The 26600-nt window shown below is 56.4% G+C and carries 26 protein-coding genes; 25 read left to right on the forward strand and 1 reads right to left on the reverse strand.

Annotation, left to right across the window (positions count from 1 at the left end; genetic code table 11):
* Window position 1: 1 nt before the first annotated feature.
* From CV945_RS03290 to CV945_RS03400, 23 genes are all read left to right on the forward strand, one after another.
* Window positions 2–2065 carry a sigma-54 interaction domain-containing protein gene (locus CV945_RS03290; RefSeq protein WP_100659110.1) on the forward strand — a complete coding sequence of 688 codons (2064 nt, stop codon included), beginning with the start codon at window positions 2–4 and terminating at the stop codon, window positions 2063–2065.
* A gap of 141 nt (window positions 2066–2206) precedes the next feature.
* Window positions 2207–3106: a phosphate butyryltransferase gene (yqiS, locus tag CV945_RS03295; protein ID WP_047818681.1), complete on the forward strand. Its 900-nt coding sequence runs from the start codon at window positions 2207–2209 to the stop codon at window positions 3104–3106.
* 20 nt (window positions 3107–3126) lie between these two features.
* Window positions 3127–4230, forward strand: a complete 1104-nt coding sequence (locus CV945_RS03300) for a leucine dehydrogenase (protein ID WP_033009431.1) — start codon at window positions 3127–3129, stop codon at window positions 4228–4230.
* Window positions 4231–4285: 55 nt separating this feature from the next.
* Window positions 4286–5398, forward strand: a complete 1113-nt coding sequence (gene buk, locus CV945_RS03305; protein ID WP_100659111.1) for a butyrate kinase — start codon at window positions 4286–4288, stop codon at window positions 5396–5398.
* Between the two features lie 31 nt (window positions 5399–5429).
* Window positions 5430–6851 carry a dihydrolipoyl dehydrogenase gene (gene lpdA, locus CV945_RS03310; RefSeq protein WP_100659112.1) on the forward strand — a complete coding sequence of 474 codons (1422 nt, stop codon included), beginning with the start codon at window positions 5430–5432 and terminating at the stop codon, window positions 6849–6851.
* A gap of 67 nt (window positions 6852–6918) precedes the next feature.
* On the forward strand, window positions 6919–7914 hold the full coding sequence (locus tag CV945_RS03315) for a thiamine pyrophosphate-dependent dehydrogenase E1 component subunit alpha (RefSeq protein ID WP_033009435.1): 996 nt from the start codon (window positions 6919–6921) through the stop codon (window positions 7912–7914).
* 13 nt (window positions 7915–7927) lie between these two features.
* Window positions 7928–8911, forward strand: a complete 984-nt coding sequence (locus CV945_RS03320) for an alpha-ketoacid dehydrogenase subunit beta (RefSeq protein WP_100659113.1) — start codon at window positions 7928–7930, stop codon at window positions 8909–8911.
* A 124-nt stretch (window positions 8912–9035) separates the two neighbouring features.
* A complete protein-coding gene (locus CV945_RS03325; RefSeq protein WP_100659114.1) occupies window positions 9036–10379 on the forward strand; it encodes a dihydrolipoamide acetyltransferase family protein in 1344 nt (447 codons plus the stop codon).
* A gap of 119 nt (window positions 10380–10498) precedes the next feature.
* Window positions 10499–11476: a YncE family protein gene (locus tag CV945_RS03330; protein ID WP_100659115.1), complete on the forward strand. Its 978-nt coding sequence runs from the start codon at window positions 10499–10501 to the stop codon at window positions 11474–11476.
* Window positions 11473–12147, forward strand: a complete 675-nt coding sequence (locus CV945_RS03335) for a response regulator transcription factor (protein WP_100659116.1) — start codon at window positions 11473–11475, stop codon at window positions 12145–12147. The genes CV945_RS03330 and CV945_RS03335 overlap by 4 nt, the downstream gene beginning before the upstream one ends.
* Before the next feature lie 2 nt (window positions 12148–12149).
* Complete coding sequence (locus CV945_RS03340; RefSeq protein ID WP_031206535.1) at window positions 12150–13556, forward strand: sensor histidine kinase; 1407 nt, start codon at window positions 12150–12152, stop codon at window positions 13554–13556.
* A 66-nt stretch (window positions 13557–13622) separates the two neighbouring features.
* Complete coding sequence (locus tag CV945_RS03345; protein WP_011231854.1) at window positions 13623–14207, forward strand: Uma2 family endonuclease; 585 nt, start codon at window positions 13623–13625, stop codon at window positions 14205–14207.
* Window positions 14208–14270: 63 nt separating this feature from the next.
* A complete protein-coding gene (locus CV945_RS17005) occupies window positions 14271–14642 on the forward strand; it encodes a hypothetical protein (protein WP_145994818.1) in 372 nt (123 codons plus the stop codon).
* On the forward strand, window positions 14639–16687 hold the full coding sequence (locus CV945_RS03350; protein WP_100659117.1) for a methylmalonyl-CoA mutase family protein: 2049 nt from the start codon (window positions 14639–14641) through the stop codon (window positions 16685–16687). Before CV945_RS17005 ends, CV945_RS03350 begins: the two co-directional genes overlap by 4 nt.
* The gene (scpA, locus tag CV945_RS03355) at window positions 16671–18866 is read left to right on the forward strand and encodes a methylmalonyl-CoA mutase (protein ID WP_100659118.1); all 2196 of its coding nucleotides are present in this window, start codon (window positions 16671–16673) and stop codon (window positions 18864–18866) included. Before CV945_RS03350 ends, scpA begins: the two co-directional genes overlap by 17 nt.
* Window positions 18863–20011 carry a methylmalonyl Co-A mutase-associated GTPase MeaB gene (meaB, locus tag CV945_RS03360; RefSeq protein ID WP_100659119.1) on the forward strand — a complete coding sequence of 383 codons (1149 nt, stop codon included), beginning with the start codon at window positions 18863–18865 and terminating at the stop codon, window positions 20009–20011. The genes scpA and meaB overlap by 4 nt, the downstream gene beginning before the upstream one ends.
* A 32-nt stretch (window positions 20012–20043) precedes the next feature.
* Window positions 20044–20481 (forward strand): BrxA/BrxB family bacilliredoxin, encoded by a 438-nt coding sequence (locus CV945_RS03365; protein ID WP_100659120.1) that lies wholly within the window; start codon window positions 20044–20046, stop codon window positions 20479–20481.
* A gap of 605 nt (window positions 20482–21086) precedes the next feature.
* Complete coding sequence (locus CV945_RS03375; RefSeq protein ID WP_033009440.1) at window positions 21087–21455, forward strand: AbrB/MazE/SpoVT family DNA-binding domain-containing protein; 369 nt, start codon at window positions 21087–21089, stop codon at window positions 21453–21455.
* A complete protein-coding gene (locus CV945_RS03380; RefSeq protein ID WP_095859633.1) occupies window positions 21442–21780 on the forward strand; it encodes a type II toxin-antitoxin system RelE/ParE family toxin in 339 nt (112 codons plus the stop codon). Before CV945_RS03375 ends, CV945_RS03380 begins: the two co-directional genes overlap by 14 nt.
* A 42-nt stretch (window positions 21781–21822) precedes the next feature.
* Complete coding sequence (locus CV945_RS03385) at window positions 21823–22278, forward strand: HI0074 family nucleotidyltransferase substrate-binding subunit (RefSeq protein ID WP_033006466.1); 456 nt, start codon at window positions 21823–21825, stop codon at window positions 22276–22278.
* Window positions 22259–22546, forward strand: a complete 288-nt coding sequence (gene mntA / locus CV945_RS03390) for a type VII toxin-antitoxin system MntA family adenylyltransferase antitoxin (RefSeq protein ID WP_081132527.1) — start codon at window positions 22259–22261, stop codon at window positions 22544–22546. Before CV945_RS03385 ends, mntA begins: the two co-directional genes overlap by 20 nt.
* A 169-nt stretch (window positions 22547–22715) precedes the next feature.
* Complete coding sequence (locus CV945_RS03395) at window positions 22716–23690, forward strand: aromatic acid exporter family protein (protein ID WP_100659121.1); 975 nt, start codon at window positions 22716–22718, stop codon at window positions 23688–23690.
* A gap of 68 nt (window positions 23691–23758) precedes the next feature.
* A complete protein-coding gene (locus CV945_RS03400; protein WP_100659122.1) occupies window positions 23759–24265 on the forward strand; it encodes a L,D-transpeptidase in 507 nt (168 codons plus the stop codon).
* A gap of 49 nt (window positions 24266–24314) precedes the next feature.
* On the opposite strand, the gene prli42 is transcribed toward CV945_RS03400, so the two are convergent.
* Window positions 24315–24407, reverse strand: coding sequence for a stressosome-associated protein Prli42 (gene prli42 / locus CV945_RS17010; protein ID WP_020755294.1), 93 nt, complete (start codon window positions 24405–24407; stop codon window positions 24315–24317).
* A 214-nt stretch (window positions 24408–24621) separates the two neighbouring features.
* On the opposite strand from prli42, the gene mce reads away from it, so the two are divergent.
* A complete protein-coding gene (mce, locus tag CV945_RS03405; protein ID WP_100659123.1) occupies window positions 24622–25047 on the forward strand; it encodes a methylmalonyl-CoA epimerase in 426 nt (141 codons plus the stop codon).
* Window positions 25044–26594 carry an acyl-CoA carboxylase subunit beta gene (locus CV945_RS03410; protein ID WP_100659124.1) on the forward strand — a complete coding sequence of 517 codons (1551 nt, stop codon included), beginning with the start codon at window positions 25044–25046 and terminating at the stop codon, window positions 26592–26594. Before mce ends, CV945_RS03410 begins: the two co-directional genes overlap by 4 nt.
* The last annotated feature ends 6 nt before the right edge of the window (window positions 26595–26600 follow it).

The following is a 26600-nucleotide window of genomic DNA, read 5'->3' on the forward strand; positions in this document are numbered from 1 at the left end:
GATGAAAAACGTGATCATCATCGGGGCGGATTCGCGGGGAACCTCGTTGCTGAAACTGCTCCATGAAGCGTCAGGGTTTGACGTCGTGGCCGTCATTGATGTTGATGACAACGCCCCGGGGCTGCAATTGGCGCGCAAATGGGGCATTGCGGTTGGCCGCGACTGGCGCCCATGGATGGATGAGCCGCTTGATTTGATTATTGAAACGACCGGGAGGGCAGACGTTCTTGAGTCAATCCGCCAGCAGGCGCCCAAGGGGGCGAATATCGTTCCAAGCGCCGTCGCGCGAATGATGGCGGAGCTCGTCGAGGAAAAGGAAGCGCTCATCGCCAAGTTGAAAAGCGAGGCGGCCCGGCGCGCTCTCATCTTTCACTCGTCCCACGATGGCATGATTGTCGTTGATGAATATGCTTACATTACCGATATGAATGAAAGCGCCGCCCAGCTTCTCGGAGTGGACAAGGACGAGGTGATCGGCCGCCATATTTTATCCGTCTTGCCGTCAAGCGGCTTGCCGCGCGTGCTGAAAACGAGGCAGACGGAATTTCATCAAGAGGTGGAGCTGGCCAACGGGAAAAAAATTATCGCCACCCGCATCCCGATTATTGACGACAGCGGCAAATTGTTCGGGGCGTTGGCGGTGTTCAAAGATATTACCGAACTCGTCGCATTGGCGGAAGAAATCACCGACCTAAAGGAAATCCGCATGATGCTTGAGGCGATCATCCATTCATCAGAAGAAGCGATCTCTGTCGTTGATGAAAACGGCAACGGCATTTTAATCAATCCGGCGTATACAAGGCTGACCGGTTTGACGGAAGAGGATGTCATCGGCAAACCGGCGACCGCCGACATCGCGGAAGGGGAAAGCATGCATATGCAAGTGCTCAAAACGCGCCGTCCGGTGCGCGGCGCGCGCATGAAAGTCGGCCCCAAAAACCGCGATGTCATCGTCAATGTCGCTCCGATTATCGTTGACGGAGTGCTCAAAGGAAGCGTCGGTGTCATTCATGATGTATCGGAAATCCAGCGGCTGACGGCTGAACTCAACCGGGCGCGGCAAATCATCCGCACGCTTGAAGCGAAATATTCATTTGCGGATATTATCGGCGAATCGGAAGAAATGAAAGTGGCCATTGAACAGGCGAAACTGGCGGCGAAAACACCGGCGACGATTTTGCTGCGAGGGGAATCGGGCACAGGCAAGGAGCTGTTCGCCCACGCCATTCACAACGCGAGCGACCGGAAGTATAACAAGTTTATCCGTGTCAATTGCGCCGCGATTCCGGAAACATTATTAGAAAGCGAACTGTTTGGCTATGAGGAAGGAGCGTTTTCTGGTGCGCGGCGCGGCGGCAAGCGCGGGCTGTTTGAAGAGGCGAACAACGGCAGCATTTTCCTCGATGAAATCGGCGAGCTGTCGGCCAGCACGCAGGCGAAGCTGCTCCGCGTTTTGCAGGAGCGGGAGATCGTTCGCGTCGGCGGGACGAAGCCGATTCCGATCAACGTCCGCGTCATCGCCGCCACGAACGTCAACCTTGAAAAAGCGATTGCCGAAGGAGCCTTTCGCGAAGACTTATACTATCGGCTCAATCGGATGCCGATTTACATCCCGCCGCTGCGCGCCCGCAAGGAAGACATTCCAGCGCTTTGCCGGCATTTGATCCAAAAGCTGAACCAAGATTACGGGCGCAACGTCGAAGGTGTCACGGATGAAGCGATGGTGAAGCTTCTTGCCTATGATTGGCCAGGAAATGTCCGCGAGCTCGAAAACGTGCTCGGGCGGGCGATGATTTTCATGAAGTTTCATGAAGTGATGATCGATATTTCGCATTTGCCGCCGCTTTCCGCGCCGTCGGCCGCGCCGTCGGTTCGCCCCGAAACGGAAGGGGAGTTCCGGCCGCTTGACGAGATGCTTGGCCGGTATGAAGCCCAATTGCTCGAAGAGGCGCTCCGGCGTCATCGCGGCAATAAAACAGCAGCGGCCCGCGCGCTCGGCATTTCGGTGCGCAATTTATACTACAAGCTTGAAAAATACAACATTGACAAAAACAGCGTGCAATAATTTGCGTATAGTGAAAAAGATTGCACAAACGAACTTCAACAGCCTTTATTTCATAAAGCGCTTTCACGTATTGGTGATTGGCATGGTTTTTGCATATAAAGAAGTGCCTCGACGGATTGGCAGAAAAGGTTGGTGCAGACGATGAAGTTGAACACATTAATCGAGGAAGCAAGTCAATGTCAAGGTCGGACGGTGGCCGTGGCCGCCGCCGAGGATGAGGAAGTGATCGAAGCGGTGGCGATGGCGCTCGAGCATCGCCTCGGCCGGTTTGTGCTGTACGGAGACCGGGAGCGAATCGGACGGTTGCTCAAAGAAAAAGGGGGGGCGCGTTTTGCCGATGTCGACATCGTTCACGCCAATTCGGTCGCCCAAGCGGCCGAACTGGCGGTGCGCGCCGTTCATTTGAATGAAGCAGATGCCTTAATGAAAGGGCACGTACCGACGGCAACCTTGCTGAAAGCCGTCTTGAACAAAGAATACGGGCTGCGCACAGGAAAGGTGTTGTCCCATGTCGCGGTGTTTGACGTGCCGGAGTTCGAACGGCTGGTCATCGTGACCGACGCGGCCATGAACATCGCCCCCGATCTCGAGCAAAAAGTGCAAATTGTGAACAATGCCGTCAGCGTGGCGCGTTCCATCGGCATCGAGCGTCCGAAAGTCGCGGCGCTGGCGGCGGTGGAGACGGTCAATCCGGCCATGCCGGCAACCGTCGATGCAGCGGCGCTCGCGATGATGCAAAAGCGGGGGCAAATCGAACATTGCCTGCTTGACGGGCCGCTTGCCTTGGACAATGCAGTGTCCATGACGGCGGCGAAGCATAAACGAATTGAAAGCGAAGTGGCTGGACAGGCTGATATTTTGCTCGTGCCGGACATTGAATCCGGCAACATGTTGTACAAGTCGCTCGTCTACTTTGCAAAAGCCAAAGTCGGCGCGGTCATCGCCGGGGCGAAGGCGCCGATCGTCTTGACGTCGCGCGCCGACTCGGCGGAAAGCAAACTGTATTCGTTGGCGCTCGCCATCTGTTCGGCAGCGAAATGAAAAGAAGGAGGCCATCTGAGATGGAATTGTTCAAATATATGGAAACTTACGATTATGAGCAAGTGCTGTTTTGCCAAGATAAAGAATCGGGTTTGAAAGCGATCATTGCCATTCATGACACAACGCTCGGCCCGGCGCTCGGCGGGACGCGCATGTGGATGTACAATTCGGAAGAAGAAGCGCTTGAAGACGCCTTGCGCCTCGCCCGCGGCATGACGTACAAAAACGCGGCCGCCGGCCTCAACTTGGGCGGGGGCAAAACGGTCATCATCGGCGACCCGCGCAAAGATAAAAACGAAGCGATGTTCCGCGCGTTCGGCCGCTTCATTCAAGGGCTGAACGGCCGCTACATCACGGCGGAAGACGTCGGCACGACCGTCGCCGATATGGATATCATCTATCAAGAAACCGACTATGTCACCGGCATTTCGCCCGAATTCGGCTCATCCGGCAACCCATCGCCGGCGACCGCCTACGGCGTATACCGCGGCATGAAGGCGGCGGCAAAAGAGGCGTTCGGCAGCGATTCGCTCGAAGGAAAAGTCGTCGCCGTCCAAGGAGTCGGCAATGTCGCGTATCATTTGTGCCGCCATTTGCACGAAGAAGGAGCGAAACTCATCGTGACTGACATCAACAAGGAAGCGGTGGCGCGCGCGGTCGAGGAATTCGGAGCGAAAGCGGTCGACCCGAACGACATTTACGGCGTGGAGTGCGACATTTTTGCTCCATGCGCGCTCGGCGGCATCATCAACGATCAAACGATTCCGCAACTGAAAGCGAAAGTGATCGCCGGATCGGCGAACAACCAGCTGAAAGAGCCGCGCCATGGCGACATCATCCATGAAATGGGCATCGTCTATGCCCCGGATTATGTGATCAACGCCGGCGGCGTCATCAATGTCGCGGACGAACTGTACGGCTACAACCGTGAACGGGCGATGAAAAAAATCGAGCAAATTTATGACAACATCGAAAAAGTGTTTGCCATCGCCAAGCGCGACAACATTCCAACGTATGTGGCCGCCGACCGGATGGCAGAAGAACGGATTGAAACGATGCGCAAAGCGCGCAGTCAATTTTTGCAAAATGGTCACCATATTTTAAGCCGCCGTCGCGCCCGCTAACAGCGGCGCGGGGCGGCCTTCCGCCCCGCCGGCGGATGACGGAGGGACGACAACGATGCAAGAGCAGAAGTTCCGCATTTTAACGATCAATCCAGGTTCGACGTCAACGAAAATCGGCGTCTTTGAAAACGAACGGCCATTGCTCGAAAAAACGATCCGCCATGAGGCGGACGTGCTTCGGCAATATAAAACGATTGCGGATCAGTATGAGTTCCGCAAACAAACGATTTTGCAAGCTCTCGATGAAGAAGGGATCAATTTATCGAAGTTGAACGCCGTCTGCGGCCGCGGTGGGCTCCTCCGCCCGATCGAAGGCGGGACGTACCGCGTCAATGAGGCGATGCTTGAAGATTTGCGCCGCGGTTATTCGGGACAGCACGCCTCCAATCTCGGCGGCATTTTGGCGCATGAGATCGCCTCGGCCTTAAACATCCCGGCGTTTATCGTCGACCCGGTCGTCGTTGATGAGCTTGAGCCAATCGCCCGGATCAGCGGCTTTCCGCTCATTGAGCGGCGCAGCATTTTCCACGCCCTAAACCAAAAAGCGGTCGCGCGCCGCGTCGCCAAGCAGCTTGGCAAGCGGTATGACGAACTGAACTTGATCGTCGCTCATATGGGCGGCGGCATCACGGTCGGCGCCCATAAGCAAGGGCGGGTGGTGGACGTGAACAACGGGCTTGACGGCGAAGGCCCGTTCAGCCCGGAGCGCGCCGGGACGGTGCCGGCCGGCGATTTGGTGGCGCTATGCTTCTCGGGCGACTACTATCGCGAGGAAGTGATGCGCATGCTCGTCGGTCAAGGCGGACTTGTCGGGTATTTGGGCACGAACGATGCGGTGAAAGTCGAGAACATGATCGAAGCCGGCGATGAAAAGGCCAAGCTCGTCTATGAGGCGATGGCGTACCAAGTGGCGAAAGAAATCGGCGCGGCAAGCGCCGTATTGGCGGGCAAAGTGGACGCCATCATTTTGACCGGCGGGTTGGCGTATGGCAAATCGTTTGTCGAACAAATCACTCGCCGCGTGCAATGGATCGCCGATGTCATCGTCCATCCGGGCGAAAACGAACTGCAGGCGCTTGCCGAAGGGGCGCTTCGCGTCCTGCGCGGCGAAGAAGAGGAAAAAACGTATTTAGGTGAAGCGGCCTCGCCGGTTTCAGTCCGGCGTTGATGCGGCAACGGATGAGAAAGGGGAAGACAAGATGGCAAAAGAATACGATGTCGTCATTCTCGGCGGCGGCACGGGTGGCTATGTGGCCGCTATTCGCGCCTCGCAGCTCGGCTTGAAAACGGCGGTTGTCGAAAAAGGGAAGCTCGGCGGCACGTGTCTGCACGCCGGCTGCATTCCGTCCAAAGCGCTGCTCCGCAGTGCGGAAGTGTACGCACAAACGAAAAACGGCGAGGCGTTTGGCGTCATCGCCGACGGCGTGCGCCTTGATTTCGCGAAAGTGCAGGCGCGCAAAGCGACGATTGTCGACCAGCTCCATAAAGGTGTGCAGCATTTGATGAAAAAAGGGAAGATCGATGTGTACGCCGGCACCGGCCGCCTGCTCGGCCCGTCGATCTTTTCCCCGCTGCCGGGGACGGTGTCGGTTGAGATGAACGACGGCAGCGAAAACGAAATGCTCGTCCCGAAATTCGTCGTCATCGCCACCGGTTCGCGCCCGCGCACGCTGCCGGGGCTCGAGCCGGACGGCGAATTCGTGATGACATCGGATGAGGCGCTGCAAATGGAGGTGCTTCCGTCGTCCATCTTGATCGTCGGCGGCGGTGTGATCGGCATGGAATGGGCGTCCATGCTTAATGATTTCGGCGTTGACGTGACGGTGCTGGAATATGCCGATCGCATTTTGCCGACAGAAGATGAAGATGTCTCAAAAGAAATGGAAAAACTGCTCCGCCGCCGCGGCGTCAACATCGTCACGGGAGCGCGGGTGCTCGCGGAAACGCTCGAGAAAGGAAACGGCGTCACGATCCAAGCGGAGCATCAAGGCGAGCGGAAAACGTTTGCGGCCGACAAGATGCTCGTTTCCGTCGGGCGTCAGGCGAACATTGAAGGAATTGGTCTTGAAAACACCGAAATTGTTGTGGAGAAGGGATATATTCAAACAAACGAGTTCGGCCAAACGAAAGAATCGCACATTTACGCAATCGGTGATGTCATCGGCGGCCTGCAGCTGGCCCATGTCGCTGCCCATGAAGGGATTGTCGCCATTGAACATTTAGCCGGGCATAACCCGGCGCCGATTGACTACACGATGGTGCCCCGCTGCATTTACACCCGTCCGGAAGCGGCGGCGGTTGGCTTAACCGAACAAGAGGCGAAAGCGAAAGGCTATGATGTCAAGGTCGGCAAATTTCCGTTTAAAGCCATTGGCAAGGCGCTTGTGTTCGGTGAGGCGGAAGGGTTTGTGAAACTCATCGCCGACCGGAACACGGACGATCTGCTTGGCGTCCATATGGTCGGGCCGCACGTGACCGATTTGATTTCCGAAGCCGGGCTCGCCCGCGTGCTTGATGCGGCTCCGTGGGAAGTGGCCCATGCGATCCACCCGCATCCGACGCTGTCAGAGGCCATGGCGGAAGCGGCGCTGGCGGTCGATGGCAAAGCGATTCATTTTTAGTTCGTGGCGGCATGAGCTCGGCGCGTGATCATTGGTTGACTATGTAAATCTAAGGGAGGTTGTTGTGATGGCGCAAAACCGTCATCAAGCGCTCGGATTAAGCGATGACACGGTGTTGGAAATGTATGAAACAATGCTTCTCGCCCGCAAGCTCGATGAGCGGATGTGGCTGTTAAACCGCGCCGGAAAAATTCCGTTCGTCATCTCGTGCCAAGGGCAGGAAGCGGCGCAAGTCGGCGCGGCGTTCGCCCTCGATCGGACGAAGGACTATGTACTGCCGTACTACCGCGATATGGGGGTTGTGTTGACATTTGGCATGACGGCGAGAGAATTGATGCTGGCGGCGTTCGCCAAGGCGGAAGACCCGAACTCCGGAGGCCGGCAAATGCCTGGCCATTTCGGGCAAAAGAAAAACCGGATCGTCACCGGCTCCTCGCCCGTGACGACGCAAGTGCCGCATGCGGTCGGCTTTGCGTTAGCGGCGAAAATGGAAAAGAAAGATTTTGTCGCTTTTGTCACCTTTGGCGAAGGGTCGTCGAACCAAGGCGACTTCCATGAAGGGGCAAACTTCGCCGGTGTTCACAAGCTTCCGGTCATCTTCATGTGCGAAAACAACAAGTACGCCATTTCCGTGCCGATTTCGAAACAACTCGCGTGCGAAAAAGTGTCCGACCGCGCTGTCGGTTACGGCATGCCGGGCTATACGGTCGACGGCACCGATCCGCTTGAAGTATACCGCGTCGTCAAGGAAGCGGCCGACCGCGCCCGCCGCGGCGAAGGGCCAACGTTGATTGAAGCGGTGACGTATCGGCTGACGTCGCACTCGTCGGATGACGACCATCGCGTCTACCGGACGGAAGAAGAGCTCGCCGAGGCGCGCGCCAAAGACCCGATCATCACATTTGCCAACTATTTGAAAGAAACGGGCGTTTTGACCGATGAACGGGATGAAGAAATTCAAGCGCGCGTCATGAAGGAAGTGAACGAAGCGACCGACTACGCGGAGAAGGCGCCGTACGCCGAGCCGGAGCATGCGCTTCGCTACGTGTATGCCGAGGAGTAAGGGGGAATCGACGATGCCTGTTATTTCCTATATTGATGCGGTTACGATGGCAATTCGCGAAGAGATGGAGCGCGACCCGCGCGTGTTTGTGTTAGGAGAAGACGTCGGCCGAAAAGGCGGAGTGTTCAAAGCGACGCAAGGATTGTACGAGCAGTTTGGCGAAGAGCGCGTGATTGATACGCCGCTTGCCGAATCGGCGATCGTCGGCGTCGGCATCGGCGCGGCGATGTACGGTCTGCGCCCGATCGCGGAAATTCAGTTTGCCGACTTCATCATGCCGGCGGTCAACCAAATCATTTCGGAGGCGGCGCGCATTCGCTACCGCTCGAACAACGACTGGAACTGCCCGATCGTCATCCGCGCCCCATACGGCGGCGGTGTTCACGGTGCTCTGTACCATTCTCAATCGGTGGAAGCGATTTTCGCCAACCAGCCGGGGCTGAAAATCGTCATGCCGTCGACGCCGTACGATGTGAAAGGGCTGCTGAAAGCGGCGATTCGCGACGAAGACCCGGTGCTCTTTTTCGAGCATAAACGCGCTTACCGCCTCATTAAAGGGGAAGTGCCGGAGGACGACTACGTGCTTCCGATCGGCAAAGCTGATGTCAAGCGTGAAGGAGAGGACATCACGGTCATCACGTACGGGCTGTGCGTCCATTTTGCCTTGCAGGCGGCCGAACGCGTCGCACAAGACGGCATTTCCGTCCATCTGCTCGATTTGCGCACCGTCTACCCGCTTGACAAAGAAGCGATCACCGAAGCGGCGAGCAAAACGGGGAAAGTGCTGCTCATTACGGAAGACAATAAAGAAGGCAGTGTCATGAGCGAAGTCGCCGCCATTATCGCGGAGCATTGTTTGTTTGATCTCGACGCGCCGATTATGCGCCTTGCCGGTCCAGACGTTCCGGCCATGCCGTATGCGCCGACGATGGAGAAGTTCTTTATGGTCAACCCGGAAAAAGTCGAAAAAGCGATGCGTGAACTCGCGGCGTTTTAATGTAGGAGCAGTGGAGGAGCGGAGAACCCCGGTCCGCAGCGGAGCGCGCCAAGCCTTGAGGCGAACCGCAGGCGGCCGGGGCGCCGCGGCGAAGACATTGCAGCCAAGATAGGAGGGTATCGATGTGGTCATCGAACAATTGACGATGCCTCAGCTTGGGGAGAGCGTCACGGAAGGCACGATCAGCAAATGGCTCGTCTCCCCGGGCGACAAAGTGAACAAATACGACCCGATCGCTGAAGTCATCACCGATAAAGTGAGCGCGGAAATTCCGTCGTCGTTTGCCGGCGTCATCCGCGAGCTGATCGCCAAAGAAGGGGAGACGCTCCCAGTCGGCGCGCCGATTTGCACGATCGAAGTCGAAGGCGCTGCACCGGCTTCGGAAGCGAAGCCGGCGGATGAAGCGCCGAAAGCAGAAGACAACGCCAAGCCAGCCGCTCCGAAAAAGGCCGGCCGGGCAAACAACGGCCGCTATTCGCCGGCCGTGCTCCGCCTCGCCCAAGAGCACGGCATTGACTTGGAACAAGTCCAAGGCACCGGCCTTGGCGGGCGGGTGACGCGCAAAGATTTGCTGAAGCTCATTGAGTCTGGACAAATTCCGAAAGCGGGAGCGGCACCGGCGGCGGAACAAGCGGCGCCAAAAGCGGAACCGAGAACGGAGCAGCCGGCCCCGGCCGCCGCGGCGGCTCAACCGTCTGCCGCGGCCGCGCCAACCGCGCCGCAGGCAGCGCCGATCAAACTAGCGGCCCCGAACGTCGAAGCCGGAGCGGGCGACATCGAAATTCCGGTCACCCCGGTGCGCAAGGCGATTGCGGCGAACATGCTCCGCAGCAAACACGAAGCGCCGCACGCGTGGACGATGGTCGAAGTCGACGTCACCGACCTGGTCGCCTACCGCGATGCGATCAAAGACGAGTTCAAGCGGCGTGAAGGCTTCAATTTGACGTATTTCGCCTTCTTCGTCAAGGCGGTCGCCCAAGCGCTGAAAGAATTTCCACAGCTGAACTCGACGTGGGCGGGCGATAAGATCATTCAGCGCAAAGACATCAACATCTCGATCGCCGTCGCGACCGATGACGCCTTGTTCGTGCCCGTCATCAAGCACGCCGATGAAAAAACGATCAAAGGCATCGCCCGCGAAATCGCCGAGCTGGCGGCAAAAACGCGCGCTGGCAAACTGCGCCCGGAAGACATGCAGGGCGGCACGTTCACCGTCAACAACACCGGCGCGTTCGGCTCGGTGCAGTCGATGGGCATTATCAACTACCCGCAAGCGGCCATTTTGCAAGTGGAAACGATCGTCAAACGACCCGTCGTCAAAAACGGCATGATCGCCATCCGCGACATGGTCAACTTATGCTTGTCGCTTGACCATCGCGTCTTGGACGGCCTCATTTGCGGCCGCTTCCTCGCCCGCGTCAAAGCGATTTTGGAAAACATGAACAAAGACAACACGCCGATTTATTAACGATTCCCCCATCGCCATCGAGTTGGCGGTGGGGTTTTTGCATGGCGCGATTTCAAACTTCTTTCACAAATGTGAGGTATAATGAGGACAGAAACGAACGTGCGAAGGAGAAAAACGAGATGAAACGAGCGAGCGTATGGATGCTGTTGTGTTGCTTCTTTCTGCTAAGCGGCTGCGTCCATCCGTCGTTTCCCCCGGTGGCCGATTCGCTTTCTGTCGTCATCAGCCTCGATGTCAAAGCGGGAACGGTCACCTTTTTGAACGCGAAAAATGGCAGCAAAATCGCCCGTTGGAACATCAATGAACCGTTTCAAGGAGGGGCGTTGAGCCCAGACGGCCGGACGCTTCTTTTGTACGGACGGGAGCTTGACGGCGTATATCGGTATGATTTGGCGACGGGAAAGCCGCTTTCAGAGTGGAAAACGGGAAGCGGCATCGTCAGCGCGGCCCCGTCCCCGGATGGCCGTACGTGGTTTTTCGGCGACAGCGAACATCACGCGGTGCGCGTTGTGAGCCGGGGCGGGAAAGAGATCGCCCGCCTTTTGGTCGGACGCTCCCCGATGACGCTGCTTGTCAATCGCCAAGGAACGGAGCTGTATGCCATCGACTTTCAAGACGGCCGCGCCTTTGTCATTGATGCAAGCCGCCTCCGCGTCATTCGCTCATTTTCGGTGCCGAAGATGGCGTTAGGTGGATTGATGCGCGAGCAGCAAGGGGAATTGTGGGTCGGCGGACATGGAAGCGGAAGCAAGGTGGAGACCAATATCCATGTCTATTCACTTCGAGACGGCCGCTTGTTGCGGACGGTTGCTGCGCCGGTCATGCCGGTCGATTTCGTCGAAACAGGCCGCGGCGTGTTTGTGCTAAGCCACGGTTCGAACACGGTCTATCAATTTTCGCCAAGCGGGAAGCGGCTCGGCTCCATCTCTGTCGGCGCCAATCCATTTGCGATGGAAGCGGCGTTGGGCCGTTTGTATATCGCGAGCTATGACAGCGATGAAATGATCGTGGTCGATGAGGCGACGCTGCGCCCGCTCGCCCGCTGGAAGACGGGAGACGGCCCGCTGCAGCTATTCATTCGGGAGGGACGGACATGAAGGAGCGCGTTGTTTTAATGGTGGATGATGAGGAAGACATGCGCCTGCTCGTTGGCATGTATTTGGAAAACGCCGGCTTTCGCTGCCTCGAAGCAGGGGACGGGGAAGAAGCGCTGGTGCTGCTTTCGCAACATCCGGTTGATGCCGTGCTGTTGGACGTCATGATGCCAAAACAGGACGGATTCGCCGTCTGCGCCCGCATCCGCGAGCAGTCGGACGTGCCGATTTTGTTTTTGACCGCTCTTGGCGAAGAATGGGATAAAGTGAAAGGATTGAAGCTTGGCGGCGACGATTACATCGTCAAACCGTTCAGCCCAGGAGAGCTCATCGCCCGCCTCGAGGCGGTGCTGCGTCGGACCGGTCGTGGTTTTGAACATGAGGGGCATCTCCGTTTTGGCAACCTGGCCATTGATGAAAAAGGCCGAACCGTGACCGTCGGCGGCGAGGCGGTGAAGCTGACGCTGAAAGAGTTTGAGCTGTTGCTGTTTTTGGCGAAACACCGCGGACAGGTGTTCAGCCGCGATGATTTGCTCGTCAAAGTGTGGGGATATGATTATACAGGAAACGCCCGCACGGTCGATACGCATGTGAAAACGCTGCGTATGAAGCTGAAAGACGCTGCCCGCCACATCCAAACCGTCTGGGGCATCGGCTACAAGTTTGAGGGATGAACATGAAACGGCTTCGGTTAGGACAAAAACTATGGCTGGCGATCGGGGCCGCGGTCGTGGCGACGCTGGCGTTTTCCTTTGGCCTTCTGAATTATTTTTACCGGACGGTGTACATGAAAGAAGTTGAGCGAACGTTGATCGCGGAAGGGACGAGCCTCGCCCGCGACTATCGCGGCGGGGCGGTGACGGAGGCATATCGCCGTCAAATCGAATGGTATGACGAAAAATCAACGGCCACGATCTTGTTGATTGACAACCCGCGCGAACTGAGCGCCTGCTTTCCGTTTCCGGTCCACTATGACGCGTTAGTCAGCGGCCGCGACCGGGAAACGCTGTTAGCCGGGAAGCCTGTTGTCAAAACGGGATACGAAAAGCGGTTCGGCCGCCGCGTGATGGCGGTCGTCGTTCCGCTTTTGGACGGCAAGCGGCTTGAAGGAGCGATTTACTTGTATTTGCCGTTAGCCGACGTTCAGGAAGCAACGAAGCGGGCGGCCGCCGCGTTTTGGCCGTTGGCCGCCATATTCGCCGCCGCGCTTTTGGTTGTCGGCCGACGGATGGTGCGGCAGATGACCGAGCCGCTCCAAGCGATGGAACAAGCGGCAGAACGCATGGCGGAAGGACGCTACGAAGCGGACATTCCCGTGCGGAGCGATGATGAAATCGGCCGCCTGGCGGAGGCGTTCAACCAAATGGCGGACGCCATTGCTAAAGAAGACGAGCGGAAACGCGAGTTCTTAGCGAACGTCTCGCATGAGCTGCGCACGCCGCTCAGCTATATGAAAGGATACAGCGAAGCACTCCTTGCTGGCCTCGCGAAAACGAAGGAAGAAGAAAAGGCGTACCTTCGCCTCATCCACCGCGAAACGGAGCGGATGGAGCGGCTGGTGCGCGATCTTCTTGACCTGGCGCGCCTTGAAGGGCAAAGCGTGCCGCTCGAGCGCGCGCCGGTGGCGTTCGCCCAAGTGATCGAAGATGTCATCGCCACGTACGAACCGATCGCCGCGCAAAAGCGGATCGAGCTGGCGTGTGAGTTGGACTATGACATCATCGTCAACGGCGACGCCGACCGGCTCGAACAAGTCGTGCGCAACTTGCTCGACAACGCCATCCGCTACACCCCGGAAGGCGGCGCGGTGACGGTGCGGCTTTCCCGCTTGTCGGAAGCGGAAGGCGAGCTTGTCATCCAAGACACGGGAAAAGGAATTCCGAAAGACCAGCTCCCGCTTCTCGGCCAGCGCTTTTTCCGCGTCGACCGCGCCCGCACCCGCAAAGAAGGCGGCACCGGCTTGGGGCTTGCCATCGTCAAACAAATCGTCTCTCTTCATGACGGCGCGATTTGGTTCGACAGCGACCTTGGACGCGGGATGACCGTATTCGTCCGCCTGCCGCTCGTTCGGGAAGAGGAATAAACATCGTTCAAGACACAGGAATGGATGATGTATAATCAATATAAAATTAGGAGGCAGGTGGAGGATATGGGTTCACCAGAAAAGGAACAGGCCCCTATGACGTACAAAGAGTATGCGACATGGCCGGAAGGAAAACGGTGCGAGGTGTTGGATGGGAACATCATTAGCATGGCGCCGTCGCCGACACCGGAACATCAATCAGTTTCGCTCCAACTTTCCATTGAATTCGGGATGCATCTTCGTGGGAAGGATTGCCGCGTGTTGGCCGCCCCGATCGATGTGTATCTTTTCGAAGATCATCGCAAGGGATGGATGGATGAAAACGTCCGAAACTGGGTATGCCCCGATCTTGTCGTCATCTGCGACAAAAACAAAATTCAAAAAAACCGCATTGTCGGGGCTCCGGATTTGGTCGTCGAGATCTTGTCCCCCGCCACGGCCAAAATCGACCGGATGGACAAACGGATCGCGTACGAGCGGGCCGGGGTGAAGGAATATTGGATCGTTGACCCGGCGAATCAAGTGGTGGAAGTGTATTTGCGCGGAAAAACAGGAAGATTGGAACTTCATGGAGTGTACAACCGGGATGACGCCGTTTTGGTTCATGTATTGAAGGATTTCGTGATCGATTTGCGAAACATTTTCCAATGAATAAATGGCAGTTGAGACTTACGCTAAGTGCGATTTGGAAGGGGACGAGGGAGGCTCATTAGAATGTGCCGTCAACGCCCTCTTCCTTTTCATGGCGAAAGGCGGCATTCATACTTCGATGAATCCAACCCCTTGGTGTGTTCCCGTTTCGATGTCGATCATGTGGAAAGGCTGTGGAATTCCTTGGCCTTTTTGGTCCAACCCGTATCCAATGCAGCGCCCTTGGCCAGTCATTTCGCTGTTTTTTGTTCATTGCCCAAAACCAGCCTATGTACTACAATAAACATAGAACCCGTTTTTTCCCACCCAAGCACGGCTTCATTTGTTTGGCGTGAGGCGCCATTGGGTGTTGCCCGTCTTCAGGTGGAAAAAGGCGCGGAAAAACGAAAGCGGTTTCTTTTTGAGAGAAAGACGCGAAAGGGGATGGGGAAATGAGCGATGTCGCGAAGATGAAGGAAGCGGCGTTTCCGGCTCCGACGGTGGAGGAGTGGGAGCGGGAAGCGGAAAAGTCGCTGAAAGGCAAGCCGCTCGAGCGGCTTGTATCGATGACGTACGAAAACATTGCGGTCAAACCGCTCTATACGCGCCGCGATGTGGAGGCGCTCGGCCCGCTTGAGCAGTACCCGGGCTTTGGCCAGTACGTGCGCGGAGCGCGGCCGGAAGGGTATCGGGGCGGGCCGTGGAAGGTGAGCCAGGAGATTTCGGCGGCGAGCCCGTCGGAATGGAACGAAGCGGTCAAGCACGACTTGGAGCGGGGACAGACGGAAATCCATTTCGCTCTCGGCCGGCTGCCGTTTGCCGTCGAGTCGGTTGATGATGTGGCGGCGATGTTGGATGGCGTGCTGCTGGACCGCTATTCGCTCCGTGTGGACGCCGGGGCGCGGTCGCTTTCGTTTTTGGCGCTGCTTGTCGCTTATTTCAAGGAACAGGGGGTGCCGCTATCGAGCGTACGGGGCGCGATCGGCATGGATCCGCTCGGAGCGTGGGCGGAGCAGGGGACGCTCCCGTGTTCGCTTGAGCGGCTGTATGATGAAATGGCGGAAGCAACGAAGTGGGCGAAGGAACAGATGCCTGCCGTTCGCACGATTTTGGTGCGCGGCGAACCGTACCATAACGGCGGGGCGAACGCCGTGCAGGAGCTCGCGTTTTCGTTGGCGACAGCGGTCGAGTACATCCGCGCCGGGCTCGATCGAGGCTTGGCGGTCGACGACATCGCGGTGCGGATGCAAGCGTCGTTTGCGGTTGGAGCGGATTTTTTTATGGAAATCGCAAAACTGCGGGCGGCGCGGCGCTTGTTTGCTCAAGTGATGGAGGCGTTTGGCGGCGGTGAATCCGCAAAGCGGATCGAGCTATATGTGCGCACGTCGCCGTTTACGAAAACGGTGTACGACCCGTATGTGAACATGCTGCGGGCGGCGGCGGAAGCGTTTGCGGCCGTTGTCGGCGGCGCCGATGGCGTGCACGTGTCGCCGTTTGACGAAGCGATCGGACTCGCTGATGAGTTTTCGCGGCGCATCGCCCGCAACACGCAGCTCATTTTGCTCGAAGAGGCGCATGTGGCGAACGTCATCGACCCGGCGGGCGGCTCGTATTATGTGGAAACGTTGACCGCCAAGCTCGCTGAAGAAGCGTGGAAGCTGTTCCAACGCGTCGAAGAACAAGGCGGCATGGCGAAGGCGCTCGAAGCCGGCTTCGTGCAGACGGAAGTGGAAGCGGTCGCCAAGCGGCGGCTTGATCGTGTCAAGATGCGGAAGGAAAAAATCGTTGGCACGAACGTGTACGCCAATTTGGAGGAAACGCCGGTCGAAAAACCGAAGCAAGACGCAGCGAACGTGGCGCCGCCGCTGGATGAAAAGCGGGTGGCCGATATTCGCGCCTCGCTCGCGGGCGGGAAGTGGATGGAAGCGGCGATTCGTGCGGTTCGCCGTCGAGCAACCGCTCGGGAAATCGCGGCGGCTCTCGCTGACGGAAACACGTCCATCCGCATTGCGCCGATTCGCGCATGGCGCTTGGCCGAGCCGTTTGAGCGGCTGCGCAAGGCGGCCGAGAAGCATGCGGAGCGTACGGGAAGCCGGCTTTCCGTTCACTTGATCAATATCGGGCCGCTTGTCCGCCATCAAGCGCGCGCCGATTTCATCGCCGGGCTGTTTGCGGCCGGCGGGGTGGCGGCTGAGCGGAGCGACGGTTTTGCCTCGGTCGCGGAAGCGGTCGAATGGGTGCAAAGCACGAACGGGACGCATTATATCGTGTGCGGCGCCGATGACGATTACCCGGCGTTCGTTCCAGCGTTGGCTGAGGCGTTCAAGCAAGCCAAGCCGAACGCGAAGCTGTATGTCGCCGGAAAGCCGCCGGAAGAGCTTGAGAGAACGTACGCGGACGCGGGCGTGGACGGATCGATTCATCTCGGTTCGAACGCGTACGATGTGATCGTGGCGTTTCTAACGGAAAGAGGGGTGGCGCTTGATGGCGAAGTACGTTGATTTTACCAACATGACGCTTTCCACGGCGGCGGCCGATGTGGATGAGAAACAGTGGAGAGACGCGGTGGAGCGGCGCGTGCAAGCGTCGATCGATGAGCTGTTGGTTCAGACGAACGAACACATTGCGGTGAAGCCGCTGTATACAAAGGAAGACATCGATGGGCTCGATTTTCTTGATTATATGCCCGGCTTGCCGCCGTACTTGCGCGGGCCGTACCCGACGATGTACGTCGTGCGGCCGTGGACGATCCGCCAATACGCCGGCTTTTCGACCGCCGAGGAGAGCAACGCCTTTTACCGGCGCAACTTGGCGATGGGGCAAAAAGGGTTGTCGGTCGCTTTTGACTTGGCGACGCACCGCGGCTATGACTCCGACCATCCGCGCGTCGTCGGCGACGTCGGCAAAGCAGGGGTGGCCATCGATTCGGTGCTCGATATGAAAATTTTGTTTGACGGCATCCCGCTCGACCAAATGTCGGTGTCGATGACGATGAACGGGGCGGTGCTCCCGATCATGGCGTTTTACATCGTCACCGCCGAAGAGCAGGGAGTGACGCAAGACAAACTGTCCGGCACGATTCAAAACGATATTTTGAAAGAATATATGGTGCGCAACACGTACATTTATCCACCGGAGATGTCGATGCGCATCATCGCCGACATTTTCGCCTATACGGCCAAATACATGCCGAAGTTCAACAGCATCAGCATCTCCGGCTACCATATGCAGGAAGCCGGGGCGCCGGCCGATTTGGAGCTGGCGTACACGCTCGCCGACGGGCTTGAGTACGTGCGCACCGGCTTGAAAGCGGGCATTGACATCGACTCGTTCGCGCCGAGGCTGTCGTTTTTCTGGGCGATCGGCATGAACTACTTTATGGAAGTGGCGAAACTGCGGGCGGCGCGCCTCATGTGGGCGAAAATGATGAAAACGTTCAACCCGAAAAACCCGAAATCGCTCGCTCTCAGGACGCATTCGCAAACGTCGGGCTGGAGCTTGACCGAGCAAGATCCGTTCAACAACGTTGTGCGCACGCTCATCGAGGCGCACGCGGCGGCGATGGGGCATACGCAGTCGCTCCATACGAACGCCTTGGATGAAGCGATTGCTTTGCCGACCGATTTCTCGGCGCGCATCGCCCGCAATACGCAGCTGTACTTGCAGGAAGAAACGGGCATTTGCCGGACGATCGATCCATGGGCCGGTTCGTATTACGTCGAGGCGTTGACGAACGAGTTGATGAAACGGGCGTGGGTGCATATCGAAGAAATTGAAAGCTTGGGCGGGATGGCGAAAGCCATTGAAACGGGCATCCCGAAAATGCGCATCGAAGAAGCGGCGGCCCGCCGCCAAGCGCGCATCGATTCAGGAGCGGAAACGATCATCGGCGTGAACAAATACCGCCCGGACAAAGAAGAACCGATCGACATTTTGGAAGTCGACAACACCGCCGTGCGAAAGCGGCAAATCGAGCGGCTGAACGAGCTCAAGGCGACGCGCGACAACGAGCAGGTCGAAGCGGCGCTTGACGCCATCACAAAAGCGGCGGAAACGGGCGAGGGGAATTTGCTCGAGCTGGCCGTCCAAGCGGCGCGCGTCCGGGCGACGCTCGGAGAAATTTCGTACGCGATCGAAAAAGTGGCGAGCCGCCATCGCGCCGCCATCCGCTCGATCAGCGGCGTTTACAGCTCGGAATACAAAAACGAAGCGCAGCTCGAACGGGTGAAGCGGCGGGTGGAGCAGTTCGCCGAACTCGAAGGACGCCGCCCGCGCATCTTGATTGCGAAAATGGGGCAGGATGGGCATGACCGCGGGGCGAAAGTCGTCGCCACAGCGTTTGCCGATCTAGGGTTTGACGTCGACATCGGCCCGCTCTTTCAAACGCCGGAAGAAACGGCGCGCCAGGCGGTCGAAAACGACGTGCACGCTGTCGGCATCAGCTCGCTCGCCGGTGGACATAAAACGCTCGTGCCGCAGCTTGTGGCGGAGCTTGAAAAACTCGGCCGCGGCGACATTCTCGTTTTTGTCGGCGGCGTCATTCCGCCGCAAGACTACGCGTTTTTGTATGAGCACGGCGCCGCCGCCATCTTCGGGCCGGGAACCGTGATTCCGGAGTCAGCGGAAAAGGTGTTGGAGGAAATTTACGCCCGGCTTGGCTATGAGGAAGTGAACCCATGAGCGGGGAAGAGAAACGGCGGGAACAGGAAAGCGGCCAGAGCGCAGCTTCGGACGGGCAGCCGCGGCGCCCGGAATGGGCGGACGGCAATGGCTTGTCGTCGTACGTGCAAGCCGAGCGCCCACCTGCGCCGAAGCGGCTCGTGCGGCGAAAAGAACGATCGGTTAAAGAATACGTCCAAGGGGTGCTCGCCGGCGACCGCACCATTTTGGCGCAGGCGATTACGCTTGTCGAAAGCAATGCGGCCAGGCATATGGATCTCGCCCAGCAAGTGCTCAATGAACTGCTTCCGCACGTCGGCCGCTCGATTCGCATCGGCATCACCGGCGTGCCGGGGGCGGGAAAAAGCACGTTCATTGAAGCGTTTGGCACGTTTTTGTGCGAGCAGGGCCATCGCGTCGCCGTCTTGGCCGTCGACCCGACGAGTTCGTTGACCGGCGGCAGCATCCTTGGCGACAAAACGCGGATGGAGGCGCTTGCCCGCCATCCGCACGCCTTCATCCGTCCATCTCCATCCGGTGGGGCGCTTGGCGGCGTGCATCGGAAAACGCGCGAGACGATGATGCTGTGCGAAGCGGCCGGCTATGACATCATCCTCGTCGAGACGGTCGGCGTCGGGCAAAGCGAGTTTGTCGTCCGCGGGATGGTTGACTTTTTCCTGCTGCTCGCCTTAACCGGCGCCGGCGATGAGCTGCAAGGCATGAAGCGCGGCATCATGGAGCTGGTCGACGCCATCGTCATCAACAAGGCGGACGGCGATAATAAAGAAAAAGCGCGGATGGCGCAAAAAGAATACAACCAGTTTCTCCATTACCTCCGCCCGGCCACGCCCGGCTGGGAGACGAAAGCGTACACATGCTCGGCGCTTTTGGGAGAAGGGATCGCCGACATGTGGCGCGTCATTCAAACGTTTGTCGAAACGACGAAGCAATCCGGCGTCTTTTTCGACCGCCGCCGCCAGCAGCAAAAAGACTGGATGCACGCCATGATCAAAGAATATGTGGAAACGCGCTTTTTTGCCGATCCGGTCGTGAAAGAGAAGCTTCCGATGCTCGAGAACAGCGTCATTTCCGGCGCCAAGCCGGTCACCGCCGCCGTCCGCGAGCTGATCGAGGCGTATGAACGGAAGCGAGGCGGTGAACTGTGATATGATAAAGGCAAATCGAAGGAGGTGTCACGATGTTCCAATTTCAATTTCCGCTCTATCACGACATCGTCGAACAAGCGCGGCGTGAAGCGGTCGAAGCCGGATTTGAAGAACTGCGCACGCCGGAAGACGTCGATGCGGCATTCCGCCGTCCGGGCACCACGCTTGTCCTCATCAACTCCATGTGCGGGTGCGCCGGCGGCATCGCCCGTCCCGCAGCGGCCCACGCGGTTCATTACGACAAGCGCCCGGACCATTTGGTGACCGTCTTTGCCGGCCAAGACAAAGAAGCAACGGCCCGCGCGCGCGAATATTTTGTCGGCGAGCCGCCATCCTCGCCGTCGTTCGCCTTGTTAAAAGACGGGAAATTGTGCGCCATGCTGCACCGACACGACATCGAAGGGCACGAACCGGTCGCTGTCGTGCAAAAGCTGCAGGCGCTGTTCGATGAATATTGTGAGGAAGTGTGAAAGGAGAACCCGAAGTTCCAAAAGGGACTTCGGGTTTTTGCATGGCCATTATTGTTTGTGATAATATAATTGTAAAGAGATCAGAGACAGGCAAACAGCAGTGCATATGATCATCATTTTAGCAGGCTTCTCTTGTGATCAACTTTTTCTCTTGTTTCTATCAAAAACCAAAAACTAAAAAAGGATCATCTTTTATGGAGTTATATGATGTTAGCCACTGGAAAAAGATGAGGAACGGCAAGCTTCTGGGACAAGAGAGAAGTTTTGGTTGATTAATCCAGATAATAAACGTCGGTATCTATTTAAGAAAGTTCCTATTTGAAATAATAATCACTATCTTTGAGGACCTTGGCCTCCATCAATTGAGCGTCGTTTTGTTCAGGAATTCTCCGCTTTGTTCCACTAGGATGTTAGTGTTTGCATCAATCTATTCCTCTTCCGCAAACATTGAACACTTCTCCTCCCTACGGTATGGGAAAATCATTGTGTTTGTTTCCCCACCATGCTATGATCATTAGTAAAGAAACCAAGAAATTTGGTTATTTTTTTAGAAGGAGGGGAATAATATGGTACCATCAGATTCGATGACAAAGGAGAAGGTACCGATGGACAAACTCCCAGATGACAAGAAAAAACGTGTGAAGCGCATTGCTGTATCAAGTAAAAAACAAATTACAATCCCAAAAGATTTTTATGAGCAATTAGGGATTGGAAATGAAGTGCTGATTGAGCTGGCGGATAATAAGTTAATTATTCATCCGATTCATGAGGACCACTTTGACTTTTCCGATCTGATTTTAAAAGACTTGATCAGGGAAGGATATGCAGGTGAAGAACTATACAAAGAATTTGTATATCGTAAATCGCAAATTGCCCCTGCATTCAACGCGATGATTTCTGAGGAAAGACCGAAGGCAAAAACGTATACGGCGGATACGTTAGAGGAGTTATTCGGCGAAGATGATGAACAATAATCGGCTGCAATTGCTTCCGAAAGCAGAAAAAGCCATTAAAAAATTGACAAAAAAGGATGCAGCTCTGAAGCAGCGTTTGATCGAAGCCTTGCGGCAGATTCTTACCGATCCCGCCGAAGCAGGGGAAGCGAAAACTGGTGATTTAGCAGGAATTTACGGTTATGACATTTATCATCGAGGCATCAATTATGAGATTGCTTATTTGATCGACCAAGATGACAGCGGACATGTTGTGGTGGTGGTTTTGGTGGGGACGCGTGAAAATTTTTACGAAGAGCTGAAGCGTTATATGAAGACGAATCAAGCGCCATTTTCGAAGCCATAGATGCAGATCCATTTAGGACAATGGGCAAAGGAGAACGATGGCATGGATGAACGAGAATCGATTGTATTATCGTACCAGCGCGCGTTTCGATTGTTGCTTCATTTGAAGAATGTCATTGCCGCGTCGAAGCAAGTGTCGGCAGAAGATGAACTGCTGAAGGAAGTATATCGTGATTCGATCGTGAAAAAGTATGAAATTTTGGAAGACCAGCTCTGGAAGCTGTTGTCGCGAATTTTCAAAGCGTCCGGTCTGGAATTGAACAACCCGCGGGCATGTTACCGCCAGGCGTTTAAGGAAGGGTGGATTCAGAATATTGATGTATGGAACGATATATTGCACTCGCGAAACGCTGCAGCCCATGTATATAACGAGGAAGACTATGAACAGATTAAAAACCGAATTGTATCACAATATGTCCATGAAATTGAAGCACTGCTCAAATACATCAAAAAAGAAGTGATCGATCGTGACCTATGGAATGAGCCCGACCGTGTTTGAACGGTTGATGGCGTATTTCGCGGGCGAAGAAGATATACAAAAAGTCATTTTGTTCGGCTCACGGGCGCGCGGCACGGCCCGCTACAACTCTGACATTGACTTGTGCGTGGACTACACCGGCAAACAAAAGTGGAAAATCAAAGAGGATCTTGACGAGATTGTCGGCATTTACTCATGTGACGTGCTTTTTTTCGACGCGCTGAACGAAGCGATCCGGCGGGAAATCGAGCGCGACGGGAAGACGATTTATGAGAAATCTCCGTCGTGAGCCTAGGCGGCTTGCCCTGCATGAGCGGACAGCCGCCTTTTTTGTCCTTTTGCGCCTGTTGGGACAGATCGGCTTCGGAGCGGAGGCCAGGATTGTCCGTTTTTCCTTGCACCGAAAGCGCCGTCATCGGTACAATGAAGTCGGCAACCATTGGCAAAGGAGACTCGCGATGAAAATCGGCTATCGGACGTTGAAAACGGCGGTGGGGGCGGCGCTGGCGATCGCCATCGCTCAGCTGATCGGCCTGCATAATTTCGCTTCCGCTGGCATTATCGTCATTTTATGCGTTCAAGTGACGAAAAAGCGGTCGCTTGAGACCGCCCGGGCTCGTTTTGCGGCGTGCGTTGTCGCGATCGGTTTTGCGGCGTTGTTTTTTACCGTCTTCGGCTATCATCCGTGGACGATCGGGCTGTTGCTGCTGCTGTTCATTCCAGTGACCGTCAGGCTGAAAGTGAACGAGGGCATTGCGACAAGCTCGGTCATTATTTTGCATTTGTATGAGGCCAAGGACATCACGTGGGGATTGGTCGCCAATGAGATCTTGCTGGTGGCGGTTGGCATTGGGGTAGCGCTGCTGATGAACATGTACATGCCGAGCGCCGAGAAGGAGCTCAAAGAGTACCAGCGCATTGTCGAAGATTTGTTTCGCATTATTTTAAAAGAAATCGTCCGCTACTTGCGCACAAATGAGCTTGATTGGGATGGGAAGGAGCTGCCGCTTGCGGCGGAGACGCTCGAAAAAGCGAAAAAGCTCGCCATCCGCCACGCCGACAACCAGCTATGGCGGAATGAGGATGAATATGTCCGCTATTTCCGCATGCGTGAGCGACAGCTTGAGATTATTGAACGGATGTTGCCGCTTGTGACATCGCTCACCTATACGGTTGAACAGCGGATGATGATCGCCGATTTTATCGATGAGTTAAGCGACGCCATTCATCCGGGAAATACGGCGGACCGCTTTTTGCGGCGCCTTGCCGAGATGCGCGAACAGTTTAAAGCGATGCCGCTGCCAAAGACGCGCGAGCAGTTTGAAGAGCGGGCGGCGTTGTTTCATTTAGTGCGCGAATTGGAGCGATATTTAATCATCAAAAGCGAATTCCATCCCGGAAACGAACGAAAACCGCAGCGGCTGAAGGCATGATGCAGGGCATATGTTCATCCGTTTTGGTGCACACTATAGCCAAACATTCAAGCAAAGGATGGACGGATATGCGGGTATGGTTGGCCATTTGTTTCGTGCTCACCGCCGTGTTGGGAGCGCCTTTCCAGACAGCGGCGGAGGCAAAGCCGCTTGTCATTGTGAACAAAGCGATCAATAAGCTCGCGCTCGTCCGCGACGGCCGCATCGAAGCCGTTTATCCGGTGGCGACCGGGGTCAATACCGATTTGACGCCGGAGGGGATGTTTACGGTGACGGTGAAGGCGAAACACCCGTATTATCGGAAAAAGAACATTCCAGGCGGGGCGCCGAACAATCCGCTCGGCACAAGGTGGATCGGCTTTAACGCGCGCGGGACGGACGGGCGCATCTACGGCATTCATGGCACGAACAACCCGGCGTCGATTGGCGGCTACGTTTCGCAAGGCTGTGTGCGCATGCACAACCGCGATGTCGAGCAGCTGTATGAACGGGTGCCGATTGGCGCCAACGTGCTCATTCTCCGCAGCAACGAATCGTTTTACGCCATTGCCAAACGGTACGGTGCTGTCCGATGAAAAACGCAAGCTCCGAAACGGAGCTTGCGTTTTTTACGCCGGATCGCGCTTAAAACCACATGCTGATGCCGGCGAGGAGCGTCGTCAGCAGCATGCAAATAAGCATTACGTACACGATGAATTTTTGCGTTTTCCGCGACAACGGTCCGTCCTCCTTCCGTCCGCTGTTCTACGTTTATTGTAACGGCAAACAGCAGGGCGGACAAGGAAAAAAGCAGGATGAGAGATGAAACGGATCGCTCCATGGCTTGACCGTTGCGCAGACAAAGAAAAACAAAAAAAAGCAGGATTTTTTGTCGAAACGGCGAATGATAAAATGTTGGCCTCATCATTTTGCGGCAAAGGGGATGCAGACGATGGAAGTGAAAAAAGTCGACCATATCGGCATTGCCGTCCGCTCGATCGAGAAAGCGCTTCCGTTTTATACAGATGTGCTCGGCCTGCCGTTTCTTGGCATCGAGGAAGTCGAGTCGGAACAGGTGAAAGTGGCGTTTTTGCAGGCTGGAGAGGCGAAAATTGAACTTCTTGAGCCGCTGTCGCCGGAGAGCGCGGTGGCGACATTTATCGAAAAGCGCGGTGAAGGGATTCATCACGTGGCGCTTGGCGTCGAGGACATCGCCGAGCGCATCCGTGAGCTCAAGGAGCATGGCATCCGCATGATTCAAGATGCGCCGAAACGCGGCGCCGGCGGGGCATGGGTCGCGTTCATGCACCCGAAATCGACCGGCGGCGTGTTGTACGAACTTTGTGAACGGACGAACCGAACGGAGGGACACCAATGAGCGACATGTACGATAAAATCAACGAACTGTATGACCGCCGACGCGAGATTGAACTGGGCGGGGGCGATGAGAAAATCGAACAGCAGCACGCGAAAGGGAAGCTGACGGCGCGCGAGCGGATTGACTTGCTGTTGGATGAAGGAACGTTTGTCGAGCTCAATCCGTTCATCGAGCACCGCTGCACCGATTTTGGCCTCGGGGAAAAGAAGGGGCCGGGTGACGGGGTGGTGACCGGCTACGGGAAGATCAACGGCCGCACCGTGTTTGTGTTTTCGCAAGATTTCACCGTCTTCGGCGGGGCGCTTGGGGAAATGCACGCGAAAAAAATTGCGAACATCATGGATTTAGCGGCGAAAACCGGGGCGCCGGTCATCGGTTTGAACGATTCGGGCGGCGCCCGCATTCAAGAAGGGGTCTTGTCGCTTGACGGGTACGGACACATTTTTTACCGCAACGCCATTTATTCCGGCGTCATCCCGCAAATTTCCGTCATTATGGGGCCGTGCGCCGGCGGGGCCGTCTATTCGCCGGCCATCACCGATTTTGTGTTCATGGTCGAAAAAACGAGCCAAATGTTCATCACCGGTCCGAAAGTGATTGAAGCGGTGACCGGGGAGAAAATCAGCGCTGAAGATTTAGGCGGCGCCCGCGTGCACAACACGATCAGCGGCAACGCCCACTTTGCGGCAGCGAATGAAGAGGAGGCGCTCGCTGAAGTGCGGCGGCTCTTGGGCTATTTGCCGTCCAACAACAACGAAAAGCCGCCGTTTGGCCCGATTCCGGATGGGGACGACTACCGCCCCGATTTGGCCGATGTCGTGCCGATTGACGCCGTCCGCCCGTACGATGTGCGCCACGTCATCGCCCACGTCGTCGATGACGGGTCGTTTTTTGAGGTGCAAAAAGATTTCGCGAAAAACATCGTGATCGGCTTTGCCCGCATTAAAGGCGAAGTGGTCGGGCTTGTGTGCAACCAGCCGAAGTTTATGGCCGGCGGGCTTGACATTGATTCGTCCGACAAGGCGGCGCGTTTTATCCGTTTTTGCGATTCGTTCAACATCCCGATCATTACGTTTGAGGACGTCACCGGCTTTTTCCCGGGCGTCAAGCAGGAGCACGGCGGCATCATCCGCCATGGGGCGAAAATTTTGTACGCCTACTCGGAAGCAACGGTGCCGAAAATTACGGTCATTTTGCGGAAAGCGTACGGCGGCGCGTACGTCGCCTTAAACAGCAAATCGATCGGCGCCGATGTCGTCTATGCGTGGCCGAACGCCGAAGTGGCCGTCATGGGGCCGCAAGGGGCGGCGAACATCATTTTCGCGGGCGAAATTGAAAAAAGTCCGAATCCGGAAGAAACGCGGGCGCAAAAAATTGCCGAATACCGCGAGAAATTCGCCAATCCGTACGTCGCCGCGAAATACGGCATGATCGATGACGTCATCGACCCGCGCGATACGAGAATCAAGCTCATTCAGGCGCTCGAGATGCTTCGAAACAAGCACGAGGAGCGGCCGAAGAAAAAACATGGCAACATTCCGCTGTAAACGATG

This window comes from Geobacillus sp. Manikaran-105 (assembly GCF_002809955.1).
GTDB classification, from domain to species: Bacteria; Bacillota; Bacilli; order Bacillales; family Anoxybacillaceae; genus Geobacillus; species Geobacillus thermophilus.